The sequence below is a fragment of the uncultured Brachyspira sp. genome (genome assembly GCF_944388875.1).
In the GTDB taxonomy this organism is placed as follows: domain Bacteria; phylum Spirochaetota; class Brachyspiria; order Brachyspirales; family Brachyspiraceae; genus Brachyspira.
Genome location: NZ_CALXKQ010000018.1, coordinates 31,582 through 56,124 on the forward strand (window position 1 = coordinate 31,582; position 24,543 = coordinate 56,124).

Genomic DNA, 24,543 nt, shown 5'->3' on the forward strand with positions numbered 1-24,543 from the left:
GTTTAGCTCAAGACTTTATTACATAGAGTCTTGGGCATTTTTATTTTTAAAACTATAAATATTTAAACTTTATTCTAATACCCCACCCTATATATTTAATGCCAATTTAGTTAATAAAATTTTATTTATTCTTATTGCTTGCATATAAATTTATAAAACCCGCCCTAGTTTTAATTATATTTTTAATATAATCAACGCACGATGAATGCATTAAAAAATATACACAGATTAAATAATACAATTTAAATCTATTATAAAAATCAACAAACCGTGCGTTAAATAAAATTCCAAATTTAATAAATACTTGGGTGGGTATGCTTTTTATTATTTAATATTAAATATAATAAAAATTAAAATACATAAGAAATAAAAAATATAAAGGGCGGGGTATGTAAATAATTTTATATATTTAATTTCCATCCCTCATCATTATGATATATCATTAATTTTGTCATACCTCCATCTACTGTAATATTCTCTCCATTTATAAAATCATTGCAGCAAATAAACCAAGCTGTACTTGCTATATCATAAGTATTTCCGACTTTAGCACTAGGATGCTGTAAAATATCTTCATTGCTAAAATCAGCATTGTCAATAGTATTTATCCAACCAGGGCTAATTGAATTAACACGCACTTTATGAGATAAACTAACAGCCATAGCATGAGTTAAAGCTACAATAGCTCCCTTAGCGGCACTGTAACTTTCACTGTCCTTCTGAGACATAAAAGCTCTAGTAGAGGCAATATTTATAATACATGCCTTATCATTAAAATAATTCATAAAATTCTTTGTAATCTCATAAGGTGCAGCAGCTCCAATCTTTAAAATCTCCAAAAAATCGTCATAACTGCATCCGCTTAAAAGTCCCTTATTTGAATAACATGCATTATTTATTAAATAATCAATATTACCATATTTTTCTATTACTTTGTCTGTAAATAGCTTTATGGATTTTTCATTGTCAATAGTATCATTTATGAATAGGCTCTCTCTATTCATTGATTTTATTTTTTGATATACTTTAATCCCATTTTCATTATCTTTATCTATAAAAGCTATATCGCAATTATTCTCAGCAAATAAAAAAGCAATTTCTTTTCCTATTCCATTTGATGCCCCAGTTATAACACAAACTTTATTTTTCATAATATATCTAACTCCATACACAAAATTATATTAATAATATATGTATTTTATTATATATAAAGAAAGATAAAAATCTAGTTAAATAAGAAAGAGGGTTATTGATATAACCCTCTCTTATAAAGTATTTTTCATAAATTAGCATTCATTCTATAAATTAGTCGTCAAATTTCTGTCCCATTAACTGTCCGTCAGCAGTTATAAATAGTTCCATGAAGTTATTTAATTTAACTTTGTAATTACCCCATTCTTTTTCTGCATCTATTACTACAGCCTGAGGATAAGTATTTTTGATAGTACTTACTACAGCCTGAGGTAAAGCACTGAAAGGAACTGTGTTATATTTACCGTCTATACTCTCCCACTCTCCATTGTATAAAAACTCTATTTTAGAACCGTTTGATAGTTTAACTTCAAATTTTCCGTCATCTCTTTCCACTTTCCAAATCTGTGCATTAGGATATACTTGCTGTATGAAAATTCTTGAATTCTGAGGAAGCGAAGAAGCTGGTACCATCCAATCAGCAAAAAGATTAGAAGCAGAAAATAAACTTAAAGTTATTAATAAAGCGAATAATTTTTTAGTCATAGTAAAATCTCCTTTTTTATTTATAAGTATTTTGTTATCTCTATATATGTAAATTATCTTTACAATTATAAGTATAGCCTATATACAGAAATTGTCAATATAGTTTACATTAATTTTACTAAAAATTTACAATAATTATATAAAAATAACAATATTAGAATACAAATAATACATATAATATTTACAACTATGTAAAAATCTTATAAAATGTAAATATTATTTACTTTTATCAATTGTTAAATTATTAATAAGTCATTGAAAATATTTATAAAAATTAATAATTTTTTTAATTCTTACTAAAAAATTATAATTTTATGATATAATTATAGACTATGAATACTTTAAAAAATAAAATCAAATTAATAGCAACAGATTTAGACGGAACACTTCTTAACAGCAATAAAGAAATTAGTGATTATAACAAAAAAATATTATTTGAACTTATGTATAATCATAATGTAGAATTAATATTATCAAGCGGAAGACCATTTGAGGGATTAAAAAGCTATAAAGAGCTTCTTAAAATTAATAATTATTCTATAATATTCAATGGTGCCTCAATAGTTGATAATAATGAAAACATTGTATACAGAAAAACATTAGATGAAAATATATCAAAAACAATTATAGAATTATCAAAAGATTATAATGTTTGTATTCATGTGTATGATAATGGAAAATATATAGTTTCAAAAGAAAATTTTTATATAAAATCTTATGTTCAAATAGAAAAAACTGTTAATGTATTATACGGACTTAATAATGTAAGCGATTATAGATTTGATAAAATGCTTATATTAGGAGAAAGAGAAATATTAAATGAATTAAAGCAAAAAATAGATTCTAAAATGGATATTAATTCATGTTTTTCAGGAGAGAAATTTTTAGAAATAATATCCAAAGAAGCTAATAAAGGCAATGCTTTAAAATGGATTTGTGAAAATAAAGGCATATCAATAGAAAATGCAGCAGCTTTCGGAGATAATTTTAATGATATAGAAATGATAGAATATGCAGGAATAGGTGTTGCTATGGGTAATGCTGAAGAAAATGTTAAACAAAAAGCCAATTACATTGCTCTTTCAAATGATGAAGACGGGGTTGGAAAATTTTTAAAAGATGCATTTGAATTATAATAAATATTCATCAATTATAATCTCTTTTATAATTATGTCATCACTGCTTTTTAAATTGTTATCATAGTAATATATTATACCAAAATTATCACTAAAAAAACAATTATTAGTGTATAGTGTTGATATATTTTTTAATAATTTATTTTCAAGATTATAACAATTAATATTTATGCAATTATCCTGAAAATCTAAAGATATTAAATTATTTTTATAGCAATATAATTTTCCATGTACTTCATTATTTTTATCTACACTAAATAAATTTTCATCTATAGTTTCACAGCTTTCTAAATATCTATACTTATCACTATCATCTATTTTTATATCATCTATATTATAAAACATTAATTGATTATAAACAAAATCTTCATCATTAAAATTTGTATTATCGCAAGCCAAAACAAATTTTTTGTTATCTATAAAAGTTAAAGGTCTATTCCAATTATAACCGCTTATATATTCATTAACAACATCTGTTTGGCATTTCTCATATTCTCTTAAAAACTCTTCAATATTAAGATATATTATACAGTCAATAGGATTCCATACCTATATATATAAAAAAAATGTTTATAATCTTTTGATACTAATAAATTGCTGTGAAAATAATCTATGCAGAACTTCTTTTCATCTCTGTTTATATCAGTTATCATCACTTTAGTTTTTAAATTTATTATATTAAGAGTATTCCATTTAGTTTGAGTGATAAGATGTATTTCATTATTAATAATACAAAATTCATTAGAATAGCTTGAATATTTAGAACAGTAATCCTCTCTTTGTAAATTAATAATATCCAATGTTTCTATATTTACAACAGCAGAGTTTAATCCTTTCTCCTCAGTTATGCATATATAAGGATGCATTAATTTTAAAACTACCGTTTCTTTATTGGCATTGATATTTTCTAATTTTATTAATTGCTTATATTCATTAGTTTTTTTATTATAAATAATTAAAAAAGAATTATCTGTAAATAAAAAATATTCATCTGTGTTATTATCATTTAATATAATACTTTCTATAATCATAATTAAACCATAATGCTTAATAATAATATATATTGAAGTTAATATTTTACAATATATAATGAATATATGGAAGAGTTGGAGATAATAAAAAATAAAATAAGATCTATAAAACAGGAACTAATTGATATACGAAGAGATATACATTCAAATCCTGAATTGTCATCCGAGGAATTTAGAACAATGAATGTTATATCAGAATATTTAACTTATCATAATATAAAACATAAAACCAATGTTGCAGGTACAGGCATTATAGCAGATATATACGGAAAAGACAAAAGTTTCACAGCAGCATTCAGAGCCGATATAGATGCATTGCCGATTAATGATTTAAAACACTGCAGTTATGCTTCAAAAAATAAAGGAGTATGTCATGCATGCGGACATGATGTTCATACTGCAATTAATATGGGCATAGCTAATATATTTTCAAATAACAATAATAATAAAATAATTCCTCCATGCAATATAAGACTTATATTCCAGCCTGCAGAAGAAACTGTAGGCGGAGCATGGCAGATGATAAAAGAAAATGCATTAGAAAATGTAAATGTTATATATGCACTTCATGTATCTCCAAATATAGATACTGGCTATGTTCAAATAAATGATGATATTGTAAATGCTGGATGCTTGGATTTTAAAATAAAAGTATATGGCAAAAGTTCTCATGGAGCTAATCCTGCAGGAGGAGTTGATGCAATAGTAATATCATCAAAAATAATAAATGATTTGCAAACTATAATAAGCAGAAATGTTCATGCAGAAGACAGTGCTGTTATAACTATAGGTACAATAAACGGAGGAAATGCTTCAAATATAATATGCGATTATGTAGAGATGACTGGAACTATAAGAACATTAAGAGAAATCACTATGGAAAAAATCAAAAACAGAATAAAAAAGGTGATAAAATGCATATCAAATTCTTTTGACGGCGATGCTGAGTTTATAGAATTAGTATACTACCCTAGCCTAATTAATTGGAAAGATGCTTCTAATATTGTAAGAGAGAATGCTGTAAATTTGCTTGGTGAAAATAAAGTATTGAAATCAAAGCCTTCATTAGGTTCTGAAGATTTTTCTTTTTTTGTACAAAATAAAGCAGGAGCCTTTTTTAATATAGGTTCAAGAAATGAAAAAAAAGGCATTATACATAAGGCACATAATGGGTTATTCGATGCTGATGAGGATTGTATAGAGATAGGTCTTACTCTGCAAATAATGAATCTTTACAGCAGCTGCTTAAAAAAAGATTTATTTTGGATTGGAAAAGAAAGAAATTAAAATATTTATTTCAGAATATACGATTTAATATGAAACTATGCTTGACAATACATCAATATAAAATACAATTGAACAAATTACTATACTAAGGATAGGTACAATGAAAAAAATTTATTCTATTTTGATAGTTTTTATTATTCTAATATCATGTTCAAATAATAAAAGTATAGACAGCAATACTGTATATGTAAATTTAGGTGCAGAGCCAAAAACAATAGACCCTGCACTAAATATAACATTGCAGGGTTCTACTTATGTAACACATTTGTTTGAATGTTTAACTACAAAGTATAAAGATATAGAAATTCAGCCCGGAGCAGCAGAAAGCTGGGATATTTCTGATGATGGGCTTACATATATATTTCATTTAAGAACAAACGGTAAATGGTCTGACGGCAAGCCTTTAACTGCTCAGGATTTTGAATATTCTTGGAAGCGTGTAGTTGACCCTGATACAGCAAGCGAACCTAGCTATTTATTCGAGCCTATACTAAACTTCTCTAATGTTAATGGCGGATATATGCCTGTGGATGAGTTTGGTATAAGGGCTATAGATGATTATACTCTTGAAGTAAAATTGGAATACCCTACTGCATATTTTTTGGAGCTTGTTAACCTTCCTGTATTTTCACCTGTAAGAAAGGATATGGTTGAAAAAGACCCTGATAATTGGACTAGAAATCCTAAAACTTGTGTAGGAAACGGAGCTTTCGTTTTGCAGGAAAGAAAGCCTGATGAAAGCATAACTGTAGTAAAAAATACAAATTATTGGAATAAAGATACTATTGTAGCTGAAAAAATTAAATTTGTACTTATGGATAATCCTAATTCAGCTGTTGCTGGTGTAAAAGAAGGCTCTCTGCATTTCTCAGATCAATTCCCATATCAAGATATAGATACATTAAAGGCAGAAGGATTAATAGACATTGCAACTAGAATAGGAACTCAATATTATGCACTAAATACTACAAATGAAACTTTGAAAGATAAAAGAGTAAGAAAAGCACTATCTCTTGCAATAGACAGAAATTATATAGTTGATAATGTTCTTAAATCTGGAAAACCTGCAGGTGCTTTAGTTCCTTGGGGGGTTACTGATGTTGAAGGATATTTCAGAGATAATGCAGGAGAATATATAAGCACTAATAAAGAGGATTATCAGAAAAATGTTGCCGAAGCTAAAAGACTGATGGCTGAAGCTGGATACCCTAATGGAGAGGGATTCCCTGTATTAGAGTTCTTCCTTACTTTTAGTAATGATATACCTATGTTTGAGGCTGTTCAGAATATGTGGAAAGTCAATCTCGGTATAGATGTAAAACTTACACAAATGGAATTTGCTCCGTTTATTCATGCATTTAGAACAGAAAGAAATTATACTATGGCTAGTGCAAGCTGGACTGGAAGCTATAATGATCCTACCACATTTTTGGGAATGTTTGTAAGCTATTCATATAAAAATCACTCATTGTTCACAAATGCTGCATTTGATGAAGCTATAAGCATTGCATCTAAAACTATAGATCAAAATATAAGAATGAGAGAATTGCATAAAGCAGAAAAAATACTTATAGAGGATGAGGCTGTTATAATACCTATAGCATATTTTGAACCTGCTGTATTAAAAAGTCCAAATTTGAAGGATGTATTTTATATACCTTTTGCTCAATATAAATTCTCATATTCATATTTGGAAAAATAAAAATCTATAAGTTAAAAAATATACTGCTTGTTTTTTATATAAAATTTTATATAATATATGAGTAAGGATAATGATAACTTTATGGAAGATGTTTTTATAGGCAAATTAATAAAAGAATTACATACAGCTTTAGATAATAGATTTAATAGTTTTTTAGAGAAACATAAATTAACCGCTTCACAAATGGATATAATTATGTTTCTCTATCATAATGAAAATAAAATAGTAAATCAAAGAGATATAGAGGGGTTTCTAGGTCTTAGCAACCCTACTATAGCTGGTACTTTGTATAGATTAGAAAAAAAAGGATTCATCAAAAGAAAAGTTAGTAAAGAAGATAAAAGATACAAAGAAATATATCTCACATCAAAGAGCAAAAAACTTAAAGAAATCGTATTTGAAGATATAAGAAAAAATAATGAAGCTATGTTTTCTAATATGTCATCCAAAGAAAAGGAAACTTTGGTATTTATCGTAGAAAAACTGCTTAATAATATACAAAATAAAGATATGCCTTTTTAATATTCACAAATATTAAATATAAACACTTATTATTTTTATATAACAAGTGTTTATTTATTTTATTATTTTAAATTTTCATTAAAGAATTCTTCCAATTTATCAAAAGGTATTAAATCTGTTCTATCATAGAGATCAACATGATTGGCATTAGGTATTATAATTAACTCTTTTGGATCTTTAGCTTTTTTATATGCATCTTCGCTGAAATATCTTGAATGAGCTTTTTCACCTGCTATAAAAAGTATTGGTCTTGGAGATATAAACTCAATATTTGCCAAAGGATAATAATTCATCAAACTAATACTGCTTATAACAGACATAGCAGTTGTGGCACGAGGGTGAAAACCTCTTTTTGTACGGTAATAGCTGTAGAACTCTTTTGCTATATCTGGAGAGTTTTCATCTATAGTTTCAGGAGTACCTATTTGAAATTGTTTTTCTCCGCCCTGATATTCATTCCATCTTTGCATAGAAGTCTCTTCAATCATCTTTTTTCTCTCTTCATCGCTTACAGAATCATTTATTCCATGACGAGCTGCTCTTCCCATATCATACATACTTGCTGTAGCTATTGCTTTTATTCTGCTGTCAATTTGAGCGGCACTTAAAACAAAACTTCCGCTTCCACATATTCCTATAGCTCCTATTTCGTTTTTATCAACATAGCTTAATGAACCTATAAAATCTACAGCAGCACTGAAATCCTCTGCAAATGCCTCAGGTGAAGCTGTATAATGAGGAGAGCCTCCGCTTTCTCCATTGTATGATGCATCAAATGCTATAGTAATGAATCCTCTCTCTGCCATAGCCTGAGCATATACTCCTGCAGCCTGTTCTTTTACCGCTCCGTATGGACCTCCTATAACTAATGCTTTATATTTTTGATTGGTATTAATATCTATGGGTGTGTATAAGTCGGCAACTATATTTATGCCTAGTCTGTTATAGAATGATACTTTTTTTACATTTACTTTATCACTCTTTTTAAAAGTTTTATCCCATTGTAATGTATTATTCTGTGCCATGATACTTCCTATAGGAAAAAGCATATATGCTGAAAATAATAAAATATTTTTAAACATTATAATATCCTCCTCTTTTAATTATTTTATAGAATATAATAAATAATTATCTATAGCAAATATTTATTGATTATGAATATATATACTTTTTAGGTATTGATTAAAAACTAATAATTTTGTATTATGATAATTATGATATAAGTAAAGGAGATTCAAATACATGGAGATAAGAGCTTTAAAATATTTTTTAACTGCAGTAAGAGAAGGAAATATTACAAAGGCGGCAAAATATCTTAATCTAACACAGCCTAATTTATCTCGTCAGATAAACATGCTTGAAAGAGATATAGGGCATAAATTATTTGAAAGAAAGCATAATAATATAGAGCTTACTCCAGAGGGTATTTTGCTTAAAAAAAGAGCAGAAGAAATATTAAATATGATAGATAAAACTAGAGCCGAGTTTAATTTTGATGATAAAATTATAGCAGGCGATATATTTATAGGTGCTGGTGAAACTTGGGCTATTTCATTGCTTGCCTCTATTATGAGGGATATGCAAAAAGACTATCCGCATATAAAATATAATATTTACAGCGGAAACTCTGAAGATATTACAGAGAAGCTAGATAAAGGATTATTAGATTTCGGCGTATTAATAGACCCTGCTGATTTGTCGAAATATGATTATTTAAAAATGCCTGCCAAAGATACTTGGGGACTTATTATGAGAAAAGATTCAAAGCTAGCACAAAAAAAATATATTATAAAAAAAGATATTCTTAATGTTCCTCTCATAGTATCAAGGCAGACTATTCAAGATGAGATGAAAAACAATGATTTTTTAAAATGGTTGGGAGTAAGTTTAAGCAGTTTGAATATAACAGCTACTTATAATCTTATTTATAATGCCTTGATTATGGTACGCGAAGGTATGGGGTATGCTTTTGCTTTGGACAGGCTTATAGATAATATGCCTAGTAATGATATATGTTTTTTGCCCTTAAAGCCTAAATTGGAATCTGGGCTTAATATTGTTTGGAAGAAAAATCAGGAGTTTTCAAGGGCTTCTAAAATATTTTTAGATAAAATGAATAAAGCATTTTTATAAAATAAATATATTTTCATTTAATAAACGCTTGGGCGGGTGTGCTTTGGCAATTTAGGTTTTAAACATAGGTAAAATTACTATTACAAATATGGCTATAAATTTTAAAGGGTGGGGAGTTAGAAAAAAGTTTTTTATATAATTGAAATTATTATTAATTTATTGGATAATACATATTAAAAGGAGTACGAATATATGCAAAACTTTATATTCCATAATACTACTAAAATAATATTTGGGAAAGATGCAGAAAATAATACTGCAAAAGAAATAAAAAACATATATGCTAAAAAAGTATTTATAGTATACGGATCTAAAAGTGTAAAAGAGAATGGGCTTTTGGAGAAAATTGAAAATATATTAAAAAATGAAAATATAGAATACTATTCATTTGGAGGAGTAAGAGCTAATCCTTCATTAGAACATGCACTAGAGGCGGCAAAAAAGGCTATAGATTTTAATACTGATTTTGTACTTGCTATAGGTGGCGGAAGTGTAATAGATACGGCAAAGGCTATAGCACATGCAGCGGCAAATAAGGATATTTATGTTTGGGATTTTTTTACAAATAAACAAATACTTTCAAAAAGCATTCCTATAGGATGTATACTTACAATATCTGCTTCTGGAAGTGAAATGAGTGATGCTGCTGTACTTACTAATAAAACAGATTCAGAAAAAAGAATACTTCATTCTGATTTTAATAAACCTGCATTTGCTATAATGAATCCGTATTTCACTATGACGCTTCCATACTATCAAATAGCATGCGGTATAGTTGATATGATGATGCATACTCTTGACAGATATTTTGGATATAGTGATTCTTCAAATGAAACTACCGACAGTATAGCGGAGGCTATTTTAAGAACTATAATAAAAAATGGTTCTATAGCCATGAAAGATAAAAATAATTATGATGCTATGAGTGAACTTATGTGGCTTGGAAGTTTATCTCATAATGGATTGACAGGGCTTGGAAATAATTTTGATTTTATAACTCATAGATTTGCTGATGAGATTGGAGCGAAATTTGATACAGCTCATGGGGCTAGCCTTGCAAGTATATGGGGTTCTTGGACAAAGTATTGTTATAAAAATAAAAATGAAATGTTTATACAATATTCTAAAAATGTATGGAATATAGATGATGATACGGGCTTAAAAGGAATAGAAAAAACTATAGATTATTTTAAAGAGATAAATATGCCTACAAACTTTAGTGAGCTTGGTATTGGAATTCAAAGCGATGAAGTATTAAATGAGCTTACTGATAAATGCATGCTTGGAGGAGATTTTAAGTATTTTGTAAACTTTAATAGAGATGATGTTTATAATATATTAAAAATGAGCAATAATTAAATTCATGCAAATATAATAATCACTTGGGCGGGCGTGCTTTGACAATTTAGGTTTTAAACATAGGTAAAATCTATTACAAATATGGCTATAAATTTTAAAGGGTGGGGAGTTAGAAAAAAGTTTTTTATCTTTTTAATATTATTCTAATTGCCCACCCTTATTCTTTACTGTGTTAATTAAAAATTTTTATCTTTAATTTTTTAATTGCTAAAAATAAAAAAGCATTAATCACCCAAGTGTTATTTAAATTTATAATACTACAAACTAATAATAATTTTTGTAAAATATTGACAAATGTTAATTATATTATATACTTAATTAATGAAGATACTAATATAAGGTTTAATTGATTATGTTATTTAATCGCATCGCATCGCATCGCATCGCATCGCATCGCATCGCATCGCATCGCATCGCATCGCATCTAATGTCTTATTAAACTTTATAATTTTCTTATATCAAATCACTATCAAAAATTTATTTCAATCTTTGGAAATACTTAAATATATTAATGCCATTTCTTTTGGCATTGCAAAGAATTATTTAAAACAGCAAGTATTAAATTGTAATTTATTGCAATTTTTTATTTATATTAAATTTAATTTAAGGAGGCTATTATGATGCCAGATTACACAAAAATGCCAAAATCTACATTAGAAGCTACACTAAAAGGAACTTATTCTAGAAAAGCAAATGCTGAAGCAAGAGTGCAGAAAAATCCTAATGATATTAATGCTAAAAGAGATCTTAATGAGTTTGAGAATACGATAGCTATTATCACTAATATACTTAGCGGATTTGGTAAAAAGTAATAAAAGTTAATTTCTTAAATTAGTGGATAATACTATATAAATATTATCCACTATATAAATATTATAAAATTGTATATTCAGTTGATTTGTTTTCTGATGATATATTTTAAGTAAAATAAAAAATTAATTTAAGGAAATTTTTAAAATGGGATTATTAGGTAATTTTGGAAAAGTAGCAGCAAAAGTAGTAGTAAAAAAAACTGTTCAAAATTTAGCATATAAAGCAGCAAATGCTAATGATAAATTGAATGAAAATGCTAAAGAGTACACTGTTAAATTTGAACTTTATACTAGAGGAGGAGTAAATAATTATTATAGATGGGAGTCAGATACTAAAAATATTAAAGCCAATTCAGAAGAAAATGTTTTGGAGAGATTAGAAAGAGGTTACGGACGGGTAAGAAATGTACAAATATTATCTGTTCAAGATATAGATAGAGAAGAAAATTATCAAAATGAAAATCCATTGCCAGAAGATTATGATGAGTTATTAAGACAAGGAAAAGCATATTATAATAATAAAGAATATGAAGAAGCTATAAAGTATTTTCAGAAAGCTGCTGAATTAAACCCTGATGATGAAGTTAATTTGTATTGGCTAGGCTGTTCTTATAATAGAAATAGAGAATATGATGAAGCTATAAAATTTTTAATCAAGGCTATAGAGTTAAATCCTGATGATGAAAGTAATTGGAGTTGGTTAGGTGCTTCTTATAATATGAATGGTGATTATGAAGAAGCTATACGATGTTTGAATAAAGCAACAGAGTTAAATCCTGATAATTATTGGAATTGGGCTTGGCTTGGAAATTCTTATAATAAAAATTGTCAATTTAAAGAAGCAAAAGATATTTATAATAAACTGCTTGAAAATAATAAGGATAATAAAGAAATTGCAGAAAAACTTAATTTTATAAAAGATAGCGGAAATATATCCAAAAAGAGCTGGAAGATTGCTTTAATTTTAGCTATAATACTTCCTTCGTTTCATAGATTTTATGCTGGTAAAATATTTACTGGCATAATAGATTTAATAATTTTAATAGTTTCTTTTAATACCCCAAATTATTATGTATTTGGATTTTTTTATCTTATAGATATATTTTTCTTGTTAATAGGAAAATTTAAAGATAAAAACGGTCAATATATAATACCATATTAAAATAATAACTATATTTAGGAGCAAAAAAATGAAAAAAATAATTTTATTAAGTTTAATTTTAATAAATCTAATTTTTACAAACTTATATGCACAACCAGACGGTTATTATAAAAATTTTCCATACTATGAAATGGATCGTATAAAACCGCTTATAGACAATATTTATGATATAAGATATGGTGTAAAAAACGCAAGAGAAAATAATTTTTATAAATTTTACTTTCTTATAACTCATGATTTTGAAGAAAAATTAAATGATAAGGCTTTTAACGACTATAATAAATATCTTATATCTATAAGAAAAGAGGTTTTTGAATATGATTATGTAATCGAAAGTATTTATATTGATGATGATATTATGTTTGTTGGATTAACAAATAGTCATTAAATAAAAAGGAGTTCAAATATGAAATATTTGAATGAACATAATATCATAATCCTAAAAGATAAAGATTATGAAAATTCAACAAGAGAAAGTTTATCAAAAACAATATTGTTTATGAATGATCATTTTTTATGGAATGTTGACAAAGATGAAATAAAAAACTTAAAGAATTAGGTGCTAAAGAATAGAGGATTAACAGATGAAAAAAATTTTATTATTTTTGTTACTAATTTTTAATTCTATTATTTTTGGACAAGAAAATATTCCCAAATATTCTTTTAATTATTCAGATAAAAAGAAAGAATATTATGAAGAAATTAATAATCCTGTATTATTTACAATAGGTTCTTTTATAATTAACGCGAAATCAAAAATGTATTATAGTTATTATATTCATATTTTTATGGATCCATTGAGACCTCATGATTTTAGAGAATCAGATATTGAAGCTTATGAAGAATGTATAAAATATACTGAATTTTGTTTAAAAAACATTAGTGTGGAAATAGAATTAGGTACTACATTTTATTATATCAAAAATATTATGATGGATGAATTTGGAATGACTATTTATATAGAATTAGAAGACATAATTGATCATCCATATTCAGAAGATTTTGATATATAAAGTAGAAAATTAATAATTAAGGATAAAAAATGAAAAAACTAATTTTATTTTTAGTAATGTATATAAATATTTTCGCCATTGATATTAAATATCCTACAGGTTATACCCAATATTCTATAGATCTAACAAAATATAATAGTGCTAATTCTTTTATAGAAGATTTTTCAAAATTATTTAATGGAGCTATTAATGACAGTCTTTTTGGGTTTTACATAAAAATTGAATATATTGATAGTTTTTATAAAGAATTTAGTGAATGGTGTGATACTTTTGTATTTATAGAATTATCTAAAAAATATTGTAAAAAATTTAATGTTAGAATGACATACGTATATATTAATGATAATGATATTAGAATATATTTTGTAAAAAATTAAAAATTTTATATAGTCTATTTTTAAACATAGTTAATAATCAACAGAATTATTAACTATGTTTAAATTTTTAATCTGCTTACCGTGCGTATTGGCGTATTAATAAATAAAAATTAATCTCCAAAAACACTTTTCACTATACTGTAAATTGAAGAAGCAAATCTTTTTTCCACTTTTAGAGGATTAATCAAAGTTTCAATGCCGTCATTTATCTCGCAAAACTCTATATCTCCAAATTCAATATCTTCATTAGCGTCCATTCCAAAGTACATATAGTCGAATGAGAGATGAACTGATATATTGAGGTAAGTATCTTTTAATATGTACTCGCAGAAAGTTCCTCCGTCCATAGCTTCGCCTCTTGCCATATCATACTTAGTAGCTAATGACATCAATACACCAGCCTTTATTGTTTTAGAGTCAAGAGAATGAATCTTATCTTCTTTTATGTCTTCTTCTTTAATCTCTTCATATTTGAAATCAAGCTGTTCTATAGGCTGTGATATCTCATAATCGGATAATTGAGTTTTCCATTTTGCTATAGTGTCAGAGTTTAATTCTGAAGGGTGCACTAAAGTTATTAAAGCATTTTCTTTGAGAGTGTATTCTTCTTCATCAACCGTATTGAAAGTGCCGTCTTCCATATATCTGAAACTTTCTATTAAATTGTTATTCTCATCATAAACGCCCCATATTAGTTTTAATGCAAATAGATTCATTATAGGGTTTTCAACAAATACAGTTTTGAAATTATCATAAGTCCATTTTCTGCCGTTTAATAATACTTTCTGAAGTCTTATTTTCTGACTCTGTATTAAAGTTTTTATTTCTTTTTTAAGAGCTGTGCATTCTTTTTTGGCATTATCAGCTTCTGTTTTGTCATCTTTGCTGTTAGGAGCTGGGAGAGATTTTATTACTTTTTGTTTGTCATTATCTGTAATGGTGAGTTCAAGATCATTGTTTATCGATAATGTAAATTTTCTTTTTGCCTCTCCACCGTAGTTTAAAACTTTTTCTCCTTTTCTGTCAAATCCGAAATTAGGTATTATTCTGTCTGAAAGCTCATCGGCTGTCATATCAAGTAAGTATGCAACATTTTCCATAGTTTCTATTGCTACTTCTTTTATTTTTGCAGTAGGTGCTTTTCTTGTAAGGCTGTCTACTAATATTAATGCATAGCTTTTTCCGTTTAATGCCATACATTTTACAATAAATGCCGCCATAACAGTGCGTGAACTTTTTGCAAACTCTTTTACAAGAGGATAAACTTTATCTATTTTTAAATCATCAGAATATATTAAATAAGGGATTAAAATATTTTTCTTTGTTGCTTCATAATTAGAATCTTTCCAATGAATATATAACATTTCCAAAGCATTAGTAAATGAAGAAGTATCAAGAATTTCAGCAAGCATGTCGCAGTCTTTTAATCTTGCTGGCTCTACTAAATTCATATATTCCATAATAATATATTTAAATATTCTCGCATCAGCCAATTTTCCGTTATTGTATAAAACTTTTGTCAAATGAACATCATCTAAGAATTTTATATTTTTTTCATAATTTGTATTGTAATAAGTATCAATAAACTCCAAAGCCTCATCAATACTTTTGAAATTATCGCCGTATTTTTTAAGATTCCAATTCTTAATAATATTTTTTAATGCCCCTTTAAGTTCTGATGATCTTATTTTCTCTGACATCTTTTCAACATAAGGTCTTGTAATAGCTTCATTATCAGAAATAGCTTTAATACAATATCTTTTTACCTCTGCTCTCTTTGTATTTTCAAGAACTGTATAAACTAAATGATAATCATTATAATGACATTTATTATACAATGTTCTTAATATATCTAAGGCTGTATTTTTATTGCTTGCTATATTATCTTTTATAAACTTATCATCATTTAATATATTTACCACTTCATCAAAATAGCTTTTTAATAACTCATCTTTTACGCTATTTATAATAACATTATTATTTTCATCTATGCATCTAAGTTCTTTATATAATGTAGGAAGATATTTTCCGCCATAGTCATAATAATAATTTGAAAAATCTCCTGCATAATCAAAATAGTATGAAATGAGAATTTCTTTTAATGTAATATTCAATTCTTTATTATTTAACAAACTATCAATAACTTCTTTTAAAGTTTTACTTCCTATAGATGCCTGCACTTCTATATATTTTCTTATTCCTAACTGAATTGGTAAATATTTAAAAATATCAAGAGCAAACTTTTTATAGTTTTTCATTTCATCGCTGTCATAATTAAATAAAGAGTATAAATAATAAAGTTCTGTATCAAGACTAACTTCAGGAAGGCTATCCCATCTGTTGCTATATAGATTGTATGTATTTTTTTTGTTTGTATAATAATCTATAAGCGTATAAAAGAGTTTATTTTTATCTTTATCAAATATTTCTTCTATTTTTTCTGTAGTAGTAAAAGTAGGTCTTGGATTATATCTATTAGAATTATCTTTTGTAAATTTATTAACTATAGTTTCTAATACATTTACAGATTTTTTTAAATTATTTGTGTCTATTTTATTATCATTATGTTCAAGTAAAACACCGCTAAGCACTATAAATATTCTTTTGTTTCTATCATTATTTCTATCATCATTTTTATCACTATTTAAACTATTTCTTACCAAATTATAAATTTTATAAAAATATTCTTTATGATTCAAATATAAATCTCTTGCACCATAAATGAATTCATAATGAAAATAATTCTCAAAATGCTGTGCTATAAATGCGAAATCATTTGGATAATTTATTTCATTAAAGAATTTCTCTTTAGCTTTATAAGGATTATTATAATCTAATAATCTTAAATACTGTCCAAGTTCAATATTCATATCAACAATATATTCTTCATTACTATTAAGCACTTCTATAAATTTATTTTTTATAGCTTCATTTTTATCTAAAAGAGAAGCAATTACATTCAAAGTATCATAAAGATTAGGAAGAACATCAAATGATTTTATAGCTGCATTTATATATTTCTCATTGCATTCTTTATTATTTTTTATCACAGAACATATTGCCATCAATGGTATTACAGCATCTCTTCCCATTTTATTGAGTATTTTTTTATTATCATTGTTATTAATAATATCAATATATTTATCTGTGTATTCTTGAAACTCTTTACTGAAGTATTTATTAAAATCTTCAAAAACTCTATATATTAAACTTTCACCATTTAAAGTTCTTGCCTGCTCTTTATATCTTTTCTCATATCCATATACAAGATATCTAAGTGACTTTTCAAAATCTCTATTGACTATATAATCAAAAATAACATATCTAGTTCCGCCTTCTCCTTGCTTATCATTTCCGTAAAGAAGTATCTTCATAAAATGTTCATATCTTTTCTTTAATTTCTCATCTTCTATAGAAAAATAATCTTTCAAAAACTCCTCTTTATAATGGAAATAATCATAAGGATGTCTTTTTATTTTGCTGAAATCATTTGTAGCTTCGCATTTTGCCATATCATCTTCTATAGCAGAGCCTTGATAATATATTGCAAGTTTTTCTTCTAAGTCCATAAATTCACCTCTTATCATTAATCTATATTAATGTATAGTATATATATTTTTTATTTATTGTCAACTTCTTTAAGTTCTATTTACCCAACATAACCCCATCGCACGCAGTATAAATGCTAAATATAATTATATTACTATACAATTTATACTATAAATAATAAGGTATTTACCGTGCGTTAAATATATTTTAAATTAAAAAATCACTTGGGCGGGTATGCTTTTTCTAAATACATAATATAGAAATTTAAATTATTATTTCAGAACAAAGTAAAAGAGTTTAGGGGCGGGTATTAGGATAAAATTAATTATTAAAGATAAACTAACAAATCATTTGAATTTTTTATTATTCCTAAAAGCAAAGATATACCATAGCTCTTACAAATATACTTCCATATCTATATTAATATTTAATATTCATTTTCACTATAATTAAATTTTATTTATAATTCTTCTATTTTTTCTATACTAAGCCCTGTTAATTCGCTTATAAGATTTAAATCCATATTTTTATTTTTCATATTTCTAGCTAGAGAATATTTTTCTTGTTCTATACCTTTTTTCATTCCTTCCTCTATACCCTTTATACGCTCCTCATTAAGCATTAGAACATTAAAATAATCTCTTTCATAATTACTGTAGCCATTATATAAATCATTGCTATTAACAAATTTATTATACTCATCATACACTTCTTTCATTATAGGGTTTTTCTTTACTAATATTTCCATAGTATCCTCCAATTTATCTTTTGAATTTAAAAACTCAAACCAATCTGATAAACCTTCATATAAATTATAAGAATTACTAAATTTTCTAAACTCTAAAAAATGAAGCTCTAAATGGTTAGTCAATATATGATTGGTTTCTAATTCTTTAATAAAATAACAGCTATGAGGTTTATCTATACCTTTTATCAAATTAAAATCCAAAATATTAATACTTATTACAGGTGTCAAATCTGAATATATATCCTTAGATTTTAAATTTGTGAAATAATTTTTAGCCCAATAGTACAAACTTCTATATATAAATGAATGGTTGCCTATTCTTTGTATTTCTATAATTATAGTTTCGCCTGATTTAGTTTTTGCCTTAACATCTGCTATTGATTCTTTATCAAAAACATTTTCTTTTAAATTAAAAGTATTCAAAACTTCTATATATTCAAAAGGCTCTTGATTAGCATCTATTCTCACAGAATTAATGAGATTTTTTAATATATGCTCATGTCCCATATAACGCATAAAATAATCATTAAGTACATTAAAATTTTTATTATATGATTTTAATTCCATAAACTTATTATAATGAAATATTTATACTTTGTCAAACAATATTGACACAATATACCGATATACTGTATAATCAAAAAAATAATATTAAAAAGGTTTATGATGAAAGTATTAGGTATTATTATATTTATTATTAGTTCGTGCATTTCTTATGCTCAAGTAAGTGATGATTTTAAGAAATTAGCGGCAACAAATAAAAAATCAGCATTAGCACAATCAGTATATTCTGAAAATATTGATGAGTTTAAATATGTAATTGAAAACAATAAAGAATATATAACTTACTCTATAACGAATAGTAGCTATGAGTGGTATGACTATATACCTAATTTAAGCACTAATAATTTCTCTAATTTCGTAAAAGTTTTATTAGATAATGGAATGGATATTAACGAAAAAAATGAAGCAGGAAAAAGCCTTATACTTGATGTAAGTAAGTCCTACGATTCACATCGTAAACCTAAATTTGGTACAAGTGAAATTATAGGAGTTCCAGATAGTAAATATAAAATTGAAACACTTATGAACCTTGGAGCAAATATTAATATACAAGATAATGACGGAAATGGTATACTCCACTATATACTTTCTAGAGATAATATAGGAATAGAAGAATATGATATTTTTGAAATGCTTATAAAAAATGAAATAAATATTAATTTACAAAATAATGACGGAGATACTGCACTTCATAAGATTTCATATAAAAAAAATAATGGGCATAGAGATATTGATATGGAAAAAAAAGTTATATCTCTTTTGATAGAAAATAAGGCAGATAAAAACATAAAAAATAATAATGGAAAAAAAGCGTATCCAGGAGCATTTATATATAATATAAAATTAATTTTTAGTAAAATATTTAATGATATATTATACCCTATTTTTATACTTCTACTTATAATTATAGTTGCTATACCATCTTTTATATTCTATGCAATATCAGGATTTATTGAAAATATATCTGGTTTTTTCAGATAATTGATTTTTATGCATCTCAAAATTATATATGCTTAAAATTTTTAAGTTTGATAACCGATGCATTTTATATATAACTATCAACTTTTTTGCCGCACACACTCTATGGGCTTTGCCAAAGTTTCTTCCACAGGACGATTCGCGAAAACGCAATTATTAGAAACTTATATTAAAAATATGCCTATTAAATATAGAATATAACCTAAAAATGCAGTTCCTTTGGTTATTTTATACCACGCCACGGGCGAACAGACGTAATAAAAGAACTAGGGGGTACGGGGCAAAGCCATGCAAATATTCTAAATTTAAAAAATTATTTTGACAAAATATAGTTGTTTAGGCATATTCTAATATTTAATTTTGAAAAAAGATATATAATAATATTATGAACAAATATGCATCTCCAATATATAAATACAAAGGAAGAGTTAATTTAATAATCTCTTTAATATCAGCTTTAATAAATTTAACAGCATTACTAAATATAAATATAATATTTAATGCCGTATATTTATTTAGTTTCTTTTCAGTATTTATGTTTATCAATTCCCGTACAGTTTATACTAATATTTTCAAAAATTACAAGAAAGAAATTAAAAATAAAACTCTATTTTCTTTTATCGGTTTTGTTATATCATTAATTTTATATATATTAATTACAAAAATTGTTTTTAATAAAGCAGCAGTATTTAATTATATATACGCACTTTTTCCTATTATAAATTTTATTTCTATAATACTAGCTAATACAGTATATTTTATATTAGAAAAAATTTTTATAAATGAAGATAAACGCTTTTTTAGTATTAAATCTATTTTAAACATATTATTAATATCATTTGTCTATGCATCAGTTTTTATAGCATTGTATTTATTTTATGAATATAAATACATTATTATTTTATTAAGTATATCAAACTCTTTATTGTCATCTGCAATACTCTCAGTTTTTAATATAATGTCATCGAAGTTTATGCATCCTTGGAGCAGATTTGTATTTGTAAATGTTAGTTATATAATATCTTTGATTTTATCTTTAATAATATCTTCTATTATAATAGCGGTTTTCTTTAAATTAACAATAAAAATGTTTATTATAATTTCTATAATAATATTATCATCATTTATAATTTCTCTTTTATTAGCACATTATATAAAAGCATATTCATATTTATAAAAGCTAGATTACAACATTATTAGAGCAGCATTCTATATGAGAGCGACAAATAACTAAAAAATATATTTTTCAAAATTATGATTGTTTATATAATTTTTAAATAGAACTAGAAATATAAATTTTTTATATTATAATTTTTCTATTTTTTCTACACTAAGCCCTGTTAATTCGCTTATAAGATTTAAATCCATATTTTTATTCTTCATATTTCTAGCTAGAGAATATTTTTCTTTTTCTATACCCTGTTCTATACCTTTTTTCATTCCTTCCTCTATGCCCTTTATACGCTCCTCATTAAGCATTAGAACATTAAAATAATCTCTTTCATAATTACTATAGCCATTATATAAATCATTGCTATTAACAAATTTATTATACTCATCATATACTTCTTTCATTATAGGGTTTTTCTTTACTAATATTTCCATAGTATCCTCCAATTTATCTTTTGAATTTAAAAACTCAAACCAATCTGATAAACCTTCATATAAATTATAAGAATTACTAAATTTTCTAAGCTCTAAAAAATGAAGCTCTAAATGGTTAGTCAATATATGATTGGTTTCTAACTCTTTAATAAAATAACAGCTATGAGGCTTATCTATGTCTTTTATCAAGTTAAAATCTAAAATATTAATACTTATTACAGGTGTCAAATCTGAATATATATCCTTAGATTTTAAATTTGTAAAATAATTCTTAGCCCAATAGTATAAACTTCTGTATATAAATGAATGGTTGCCTATTCTTTGTATTTCTATAATTATAGTTTCGCCTGATTTAGTTTTAGCTTTAACATCTGCAATACTTTCTTTATCAAAAACATTTTCTTTTAAGTTAAAAGTATTCAAAACTTCTATATATTCAAAAGGCTCTTGATTAGAGTCTATTCTTACAGAATTAATTAGATTTTTTAATATATGCTCATGTCCCTCTTTTGCAAACATATAACGCATAAAATAATCATTCAATGTATTTGTTTAATATTTAATTTTTATACATAATATATGTTATACTAAAATAAATATAAATTGTCAAAACAGAATAATATTATTAACTTAAAAATAATCAGAGAAATAAACCTGTTCTTTTGGTATGATAGATTCTAAAAAATTTATTCCTTTTATACTTGATTCTATTCTTCCTATCTTATACAAATAAGAAGGTGTTTTATAACTCATAAGCATTGTTGTAAGAGTTTGAATATTCATCTTTATAATATATCTGTCTTTTCCATTTCTTTTATATTCTTTATTTAATCTTTTGCATACAATATTTCTGTTTTCCTCCCAATAAATCAAAAAACTTCCATTATTCCATTTAGCCATATTATCTTTTACTATTAAATTAATTTTTTTATTTTTCGGCTTTCTTAAAAAAGGATAATTATTTATGAATGCTTTAACATCAGTAATTCTAGCCATTATATAAGGTCTTATAGTTTCTTTTATTTCACTATCTTCAAGTAAAAATGCCATAGGTTCATTGGTATAATTATAACCATGCACCTTATCAACCATAGAAAAATGAGCTGATATATAATTCCAAAGCCCAAGCCTAGCTTCAAAATTAAGATAAACCATTTCCTTTATATGAAAAATATCATTTTCTATAACATAAACTAAAAAACCTTTAGCCTCATCTTTTTCATCATAATATATTGCCACTATCGTATCATCTACATCCCATCTCCAATACTCCTCCCATTCTAAATCACCTCGAATCAAAGCACCATGTCTAATATAAGAAAATTTATTGTAAAGCTCTATCAAATCTTCGCTGTCAAAAGCAACACGCTCTACCCTTCCGCTATTAGTTATAGTTTTCGGAAGCTGTGTATCCTTAATCTCAAAACTCATCTTATCCGAAATAATCTCCCAACCCTTTCTTCTATAAAAAGGTATAGAATAAGGATATAATACTGATATAGTCTGTCCTTCCTTCTTCATGTTCTCAATGCTTTTTATCATCAAGTCATTCATAAGACCCAAATTAGAATATTCAGGATATGTAGCAACCCCCGTAACACCAGCCATCTTATATATAACACCATGTATATTCATCTTCATAGGATATACCGCTATTTGTGAAGCTAATTTTTCTCCGTCAAACCATCCTAATACTTTAGCTTTGCTAAGTACTGCAGATTTAGCCTGTTTTATCTCATCAGCCTCATACCCTAAATTTATAAGTTCATTATTGCTTACTTGAAATGCATATCTCAAAAGGTTATTAAAATCATCCAAATCTTCTAATGTTAAATATCTTATTCTGAATTTATTTTTCTTTTTCTTTATTATATTTTCTTTTGAATCTTCTTTTTTATTATGATTGCTCATAAAATTACCTATATTTCTGATACTTTATATAATAATGTAGAAATAATATACTAAAAATATTAATAATTGTCAATTTAGCAAATTATCAATTATTATCAGAGTTCTCTATGCTGGCAATAAAAAGCTCATCGGAAGGCAGAACTAAATTTTCAATATCATCTTCTTTTCCCTGACAAAGTTTGAAAAAGTCGCAAAACTCACAATGCCTGCCCATCTTCTTTTCAAAAACCCTATCATACCTTATATCATCAACAATCTCATCAAACCATTCTCTTAAATAATTGATAGATTCTGGAGTAAACTCTACAGTATCAAATTTATCATCTTCAAAATGATAATAAGAACCGCTTGTAACCTTGCATTTAAGTCCGTCCAAAATGCATGCATATAATTTTAACTGTATAGTCTTTCTTTCTCTCTCTTCATTGTCTTCGACTACATCATAATATTTAGTGGTTTTATAATCTACTATCTGAAGTGTTCCATCAGCTGACAAATCTATTCTGTCTATTCTCCCAAATAAAATATAATCCCTAACCCTATTTTCCATATAGCTTTCCATTCTATACGGCACTTTCTGACCAAAAGAATTAAAGAAATTAGAAAGCATATATAGACCACGTTCACCTAATTCTTTTTCTTCTTCACGGCTGTTAAAGAATGCTCTTATACCGCTTCTTTTCCACACATTCCTAAATATATTATATAAATTTTCTAAAGTACGTTCCTCTGCCCTTTGCTCATAAAATTCTTTGCATGTTAAATGTACAGCATTCCCAAAAATAAAATAAACATTTACGCTTCTTTTCTGTTTTTTAAAAGGTTTTTCTATATATGTGTACCTATACTTTCTTGGACAAAGTAAATATGTAGACATACTGTATTCACTAAATCTTTGTAATTTTTTAGCTTCCATA

The 24,543-nt window shown here is 25.9% G+C and carries 24 protein-coding genes; 14 read left to right on the forward strand and 10 right to left on the reverse strand.

The window, feature by feature from the left end; translation table 11 throughout:
• Positions 1-401: 401 nt before the first annotated feature.
• Together Q0J69_RS10270 and Q0J69_RS10275 are read right to left on the reverse strand one after the other, a co-directional pair.
• On the reverse strand, positions 402-1,151 hold the full coding sequence (locus tag Q0J69_RS10270) for an SDR family oxidoreductase (RefSeq protein ID WP_297207055.1): 750 nt from the start codon (positions 1,149-1,151) through the stop codon (positions 402-404).
• A 154-nt stretch (positions 1,152-1,305) separates the two neighbouring features.
• Positions 1,306-1,737, reverse strand: coding sequence for a PepSY-like domain-containing protein (locus Q0J69_RS10275; RefSeq protein WP_297207058.1), 432 nt, complete (start codon positions 1,735-1,737; stop codon positions 1,306-1,308).
• 332 nt (positions 1,738-2,069) lie between these two features.
• Between Q0J69_RS10275 and Q0J69_RS10280 the strand changes: the two genes are divergently transcribed.
• Positions 2,070-2,873, forward strand: a complete 804-nt coding sequence (locus tag Q0J69_RS10280; protein ID WP_297207061.1) for a Cof-type HAD-IIB family hydrolase — start codon at positions 2,070-2,072, stop codon at positions 2,871-2,873.
• Here Q0J69_RS10280 and Q0J69_RS10285 read toward each other — a convergent pair.
• Both Q0J69_RS10285 and Q0J69_RS10290 read right to left on the reverse strand, forming a co-directional pair.
• Positions 2,868-3,272 (reverse strand): hypothetical protein, encoded by a 405-nt coding sequence (locus tag Q0J69_RS10285; protein WP_297207064.1) that lies wholly within the window; start codon positions 3,270-3,272, stop codon positions 2,868-2,870. The genes Q0J69_RS10280 and Q0J69_RS10285 overlap by 6 nt on opposite strands.
• A gap of 125 nt (positions 3,273-3,397) precedes the next feature.
• The gene (locus tag Q0J69_RS10290) at positions 3,398-3,904 is read right to left on the reverse strand and encodes a hypothetical protein (RefSeq protein WP_297207068.1); all 507 of its coding nucleotides are present in this window, start codon (positions 3,902-3,904) and stop codon (positions 3,398-3,400) included.
• 66 nt (positions 3,905-3,970) lie between these two features.
• Here Q0J69_RS10290 and Q0J69_RS10295 point away from each other — a divergent pair, with 66 nt between their 5' ends.
• From Q0J69_RS10295 to Q0J69_RS10305, 3 genes are all read left to right on the forward strand, one after another.
• Positions 3,971-5,191, forward strand: coding sequence for an amidohydrolase (locus tag Q0J69_RS10295; protein WP_297207071.1), 1,221 nt, complete (start codon positions 3,971-3,973; stop codon positions 5,189-5,191).
• A gap of 100 nt (positions 5,192-5,291) precedes the next feature.
• The gene (locus Q0J69_RS10300) at positions 5,292-6,893 is read left to right on the forward strand and encodes a peptide ABC transporter substrate-binding protein (protein ID WP_297207074.1); all 1,602 of its coding nucleotides are present in this window, start codon (positions 5,292-5,294) and stop codon (positions 6,891-6,893) included.
• An 81-nt stretch (positions 6,894-6,974) separates the two neighbouring features.
• Positions 6,975-7,415 (forward strand): MarR family transcriptional regulator, encoded by a 441-nt coding sequence (locus Q0J69_RS10305; protein ID WP_297207077.1) that lies wholly within the window; start codon positions 6,975-6,977, stop codon positions 7,413-7,415.
• Between the two features lie 62 nt (positions 7,416-7,477).
• Here the strand turns inward: Q0J69_RS10305 and Q0J69_RS10310 are convergent, their stop codons facing one another.
• Positions 7,478-8,497: an alpha/beta hydrolase gene (locus Q0J69_RS10310; RefSeq protein WP_297207080.1), complete on the reverse strand. Its 1,020-nt coding sequence runs from the start codon at positions 8,495-8,497 to the stop codon at positions 7,478-7,480.
• 160 nt (positions 8,498-8,657) lie between these two features.
• Here Q0J69_RS10310 and Q0J69_RS10315 point away from each other — a divergent pair, with 160 nt between their 5' ends.
• From Q0J69_RS10315 to Q0J69_RS10350, 8 genes are all read left to right on the forward strand, one after another.
• On the forward strand, positions 8,658-9,548 hold the full coding sequence (locus tag Q0J69_RS10315) for a LysR family transcriptional regulator (protein WP_297207082.1): 891 nt from the start codon (positions 8,658-8,660) through the stop codon (positions 9,546-9,548).
• Positions 9,549-9,740: 192 nt separating this feature from the next.
• Positions 9,741-10,907 carry an iron-containing alcohol dehydrogenase gene (locus tag Q0J69_RS10320; RefSeq protein WP_297207084.1) on the forward strand — a complete coding sequence of 389 codons (1,167 nt, stop codon included), beginning with the start codon at positions 9,741-9,743 and terminating at the stop codon, positions 10,905-10,907.
• 617 nt (positions 10,908-11,524) lie between these two features.
• A complete protein-coding gene (locus Q0J69_RS10325; RefSeq protein WP_297207087.1) occupies positions 11,525-11,719 on the forward strand; it encodes a hypothetical protein in 195 nt (64 codons plus the stop codon).
• A gap of 145 nt (positions 11,720-11,864) precedes the next feature.
• Entirely contained in the window at positions 11,865-12,881 is a 1,017-nt protein-coding gene (locus Q0J69_RS10330; protein WP_297207089.1) for a tetratricopeptide repeat protein, read from the forward strand.
• 28 nt (positions 12,882-12,909) lie between these two features.
• The gene (locus Q0J69_RS10335) at positions 12,910-13,269 is read left to right on the forward strand and encodes a hypothetical protein (protein WP_297207090.1); all 360 of its coding nucleotides are present in this window, start codon (positions 12,910-12,912) and stop codon (positions 13,267-13,269) included.
• An 18-nt stretch (positions 13,270-13,287) separates the two neighbouring features.
• On the forward strand, positions 13,288-13,440 hold the full coding sequence (locus tag Q0J69_RS10340) for a hypothetical protein (RefSeq protein ID WP_297207091.1): 153 nt from the start codon (positions 13,288-13,290) through the stop codon (positions 13,438-13,440).
• Positions 13,441-13,465: 25 nt separating this feature from the next.
• Entirely contained in the window at positions 13,466-13,894 is a 429-nt protein-coding gene (locus tag Q0J69_RS10345; RefSeq protein WP_297207092.1) for a hypothetical protein, read from the forward strand.
• 29 nt (positions 13,895-13,923) lie between these two features.
• On the forward strand, positions 13,924-14,271 hold the full coding sequence (locus tag Q0J69_RS10350; RefSeq protein WP_297207094.1) for a hypothetical protein: 348 nt from the start codon (positions 13,924-13,926) through the stop codon (positions 14,269-14,271).
• A gap of 110 nt (positions 14,272-14,381) precedes the next feature.
• Here Q0J69_RS10350 and Q0J69_RS10355 read toward each other — a convergent pair whose 3' ends face one another.
• The gene (locus Q0J69_RS10355; protein WP_297207096.1) at positions 14,382-17,840 is read right to left on the reverse strand and encodes a DUF4132 domain-containing protein; all 3,459 of its coding nucleotides are present in this window, start codon (positions 17,838-17,840) and stop codon (positions 14,382-14,384) included.
• 440 nt (positions 17,841-18,280) lie between these two features.
• Entirely contained in the window at positions 18,281-19,135 is an 855-nt protein-coding gene (locus Q0J69_RS10360; RefSeq protein ID WP_297207099.1) for an Rpn family recombination-promoting nuclease/putative transposase, read from the reverse strand.
• A gap of 99 nt (positions 19,136-19,234) precedes the next feature.
• Between Q0J69_RS10360 and Q0J69_RS10365 the strand changes: the two genes are divergently transcribed.
• Positions 19,235-20,113 carry an ankyrin repeat domain-containing protein gene (locus tag Q0J69_RS10365; protein ID WP_366030600.1) on the forward strand — a complete coding sequence of 293 codons (879 nt, stop codon included), beginning with the start codon at positions 19,235-19,237 and terminating at the stop codon, positions 20,111-20,113.
• A gap of 382 nt (positions 20,114-20,495) precedes the next feature.
• Complete coding sequence (locus Q0J69_RS10370; RefSeq protein WP_297207103.1) at positions 20,496-21,287, forward strand: hypothetical protein; 792 nt, start codon at positions 20,496-20,498, stop codon at positions 21,285-21,287.
• Positions 21,288-21,415: 128 nt separating this feature from the next.
• On the opposite strand, the gene Q0J69_RS10375 is transcribed toward Q0J69_RS10370, so the two are convergent.
• The 3 genes from Q0J69_RS10375 to Q0J69_RS10385 all read right to left on the reverse strand — a co-directional run bounded on the left by Q0J69_RS10375 (position 21,416) and on the right by Q0J69_RS10385 (position 24,542).
• Positions 21,416-22,258: an Rpn family recombination-promoting nuclease/putative transposase gene (locus tag Q0J69_RS10375; RefSeq protein WP_297207105.1), complete on the reverse strand. Its 843-nt coding sequence runs from the start codon at positions 22,256-22,258 to the stop codon at positions 21,416-21,418.
• A gap of 87 nt (positions 22,259-22,345) precedes the next feature.
• Positions 22,346-23,626: a GNAT family N-acetyltransferase gene (locus Q0J69_RS10380; RefSeq protein ID WP_297207107.1), complete on the reverse strand. Its 1,281-nt coding sequence runs from the start codon at positions 23,624-23,626 to the stop codon at positions 22,346-22,348.
• 85 nt (positions 23,627-23,711) lie between these two features.
• Positions 23,712-24,542 carry a PD-(D/E)XK nuclease family protein gene (locus tag Q0J69_RS10385; protein WP_297207109.1) on the reverse strand — a complete coding sequence of 277 codons (831 nt, stop codon included), beginning with the start codon at positions 24,540-24,542 and terminating at the stop codon, positions 23,712-23,714.
• Position 24,543 lies beyond the last annotated feature (1 nt).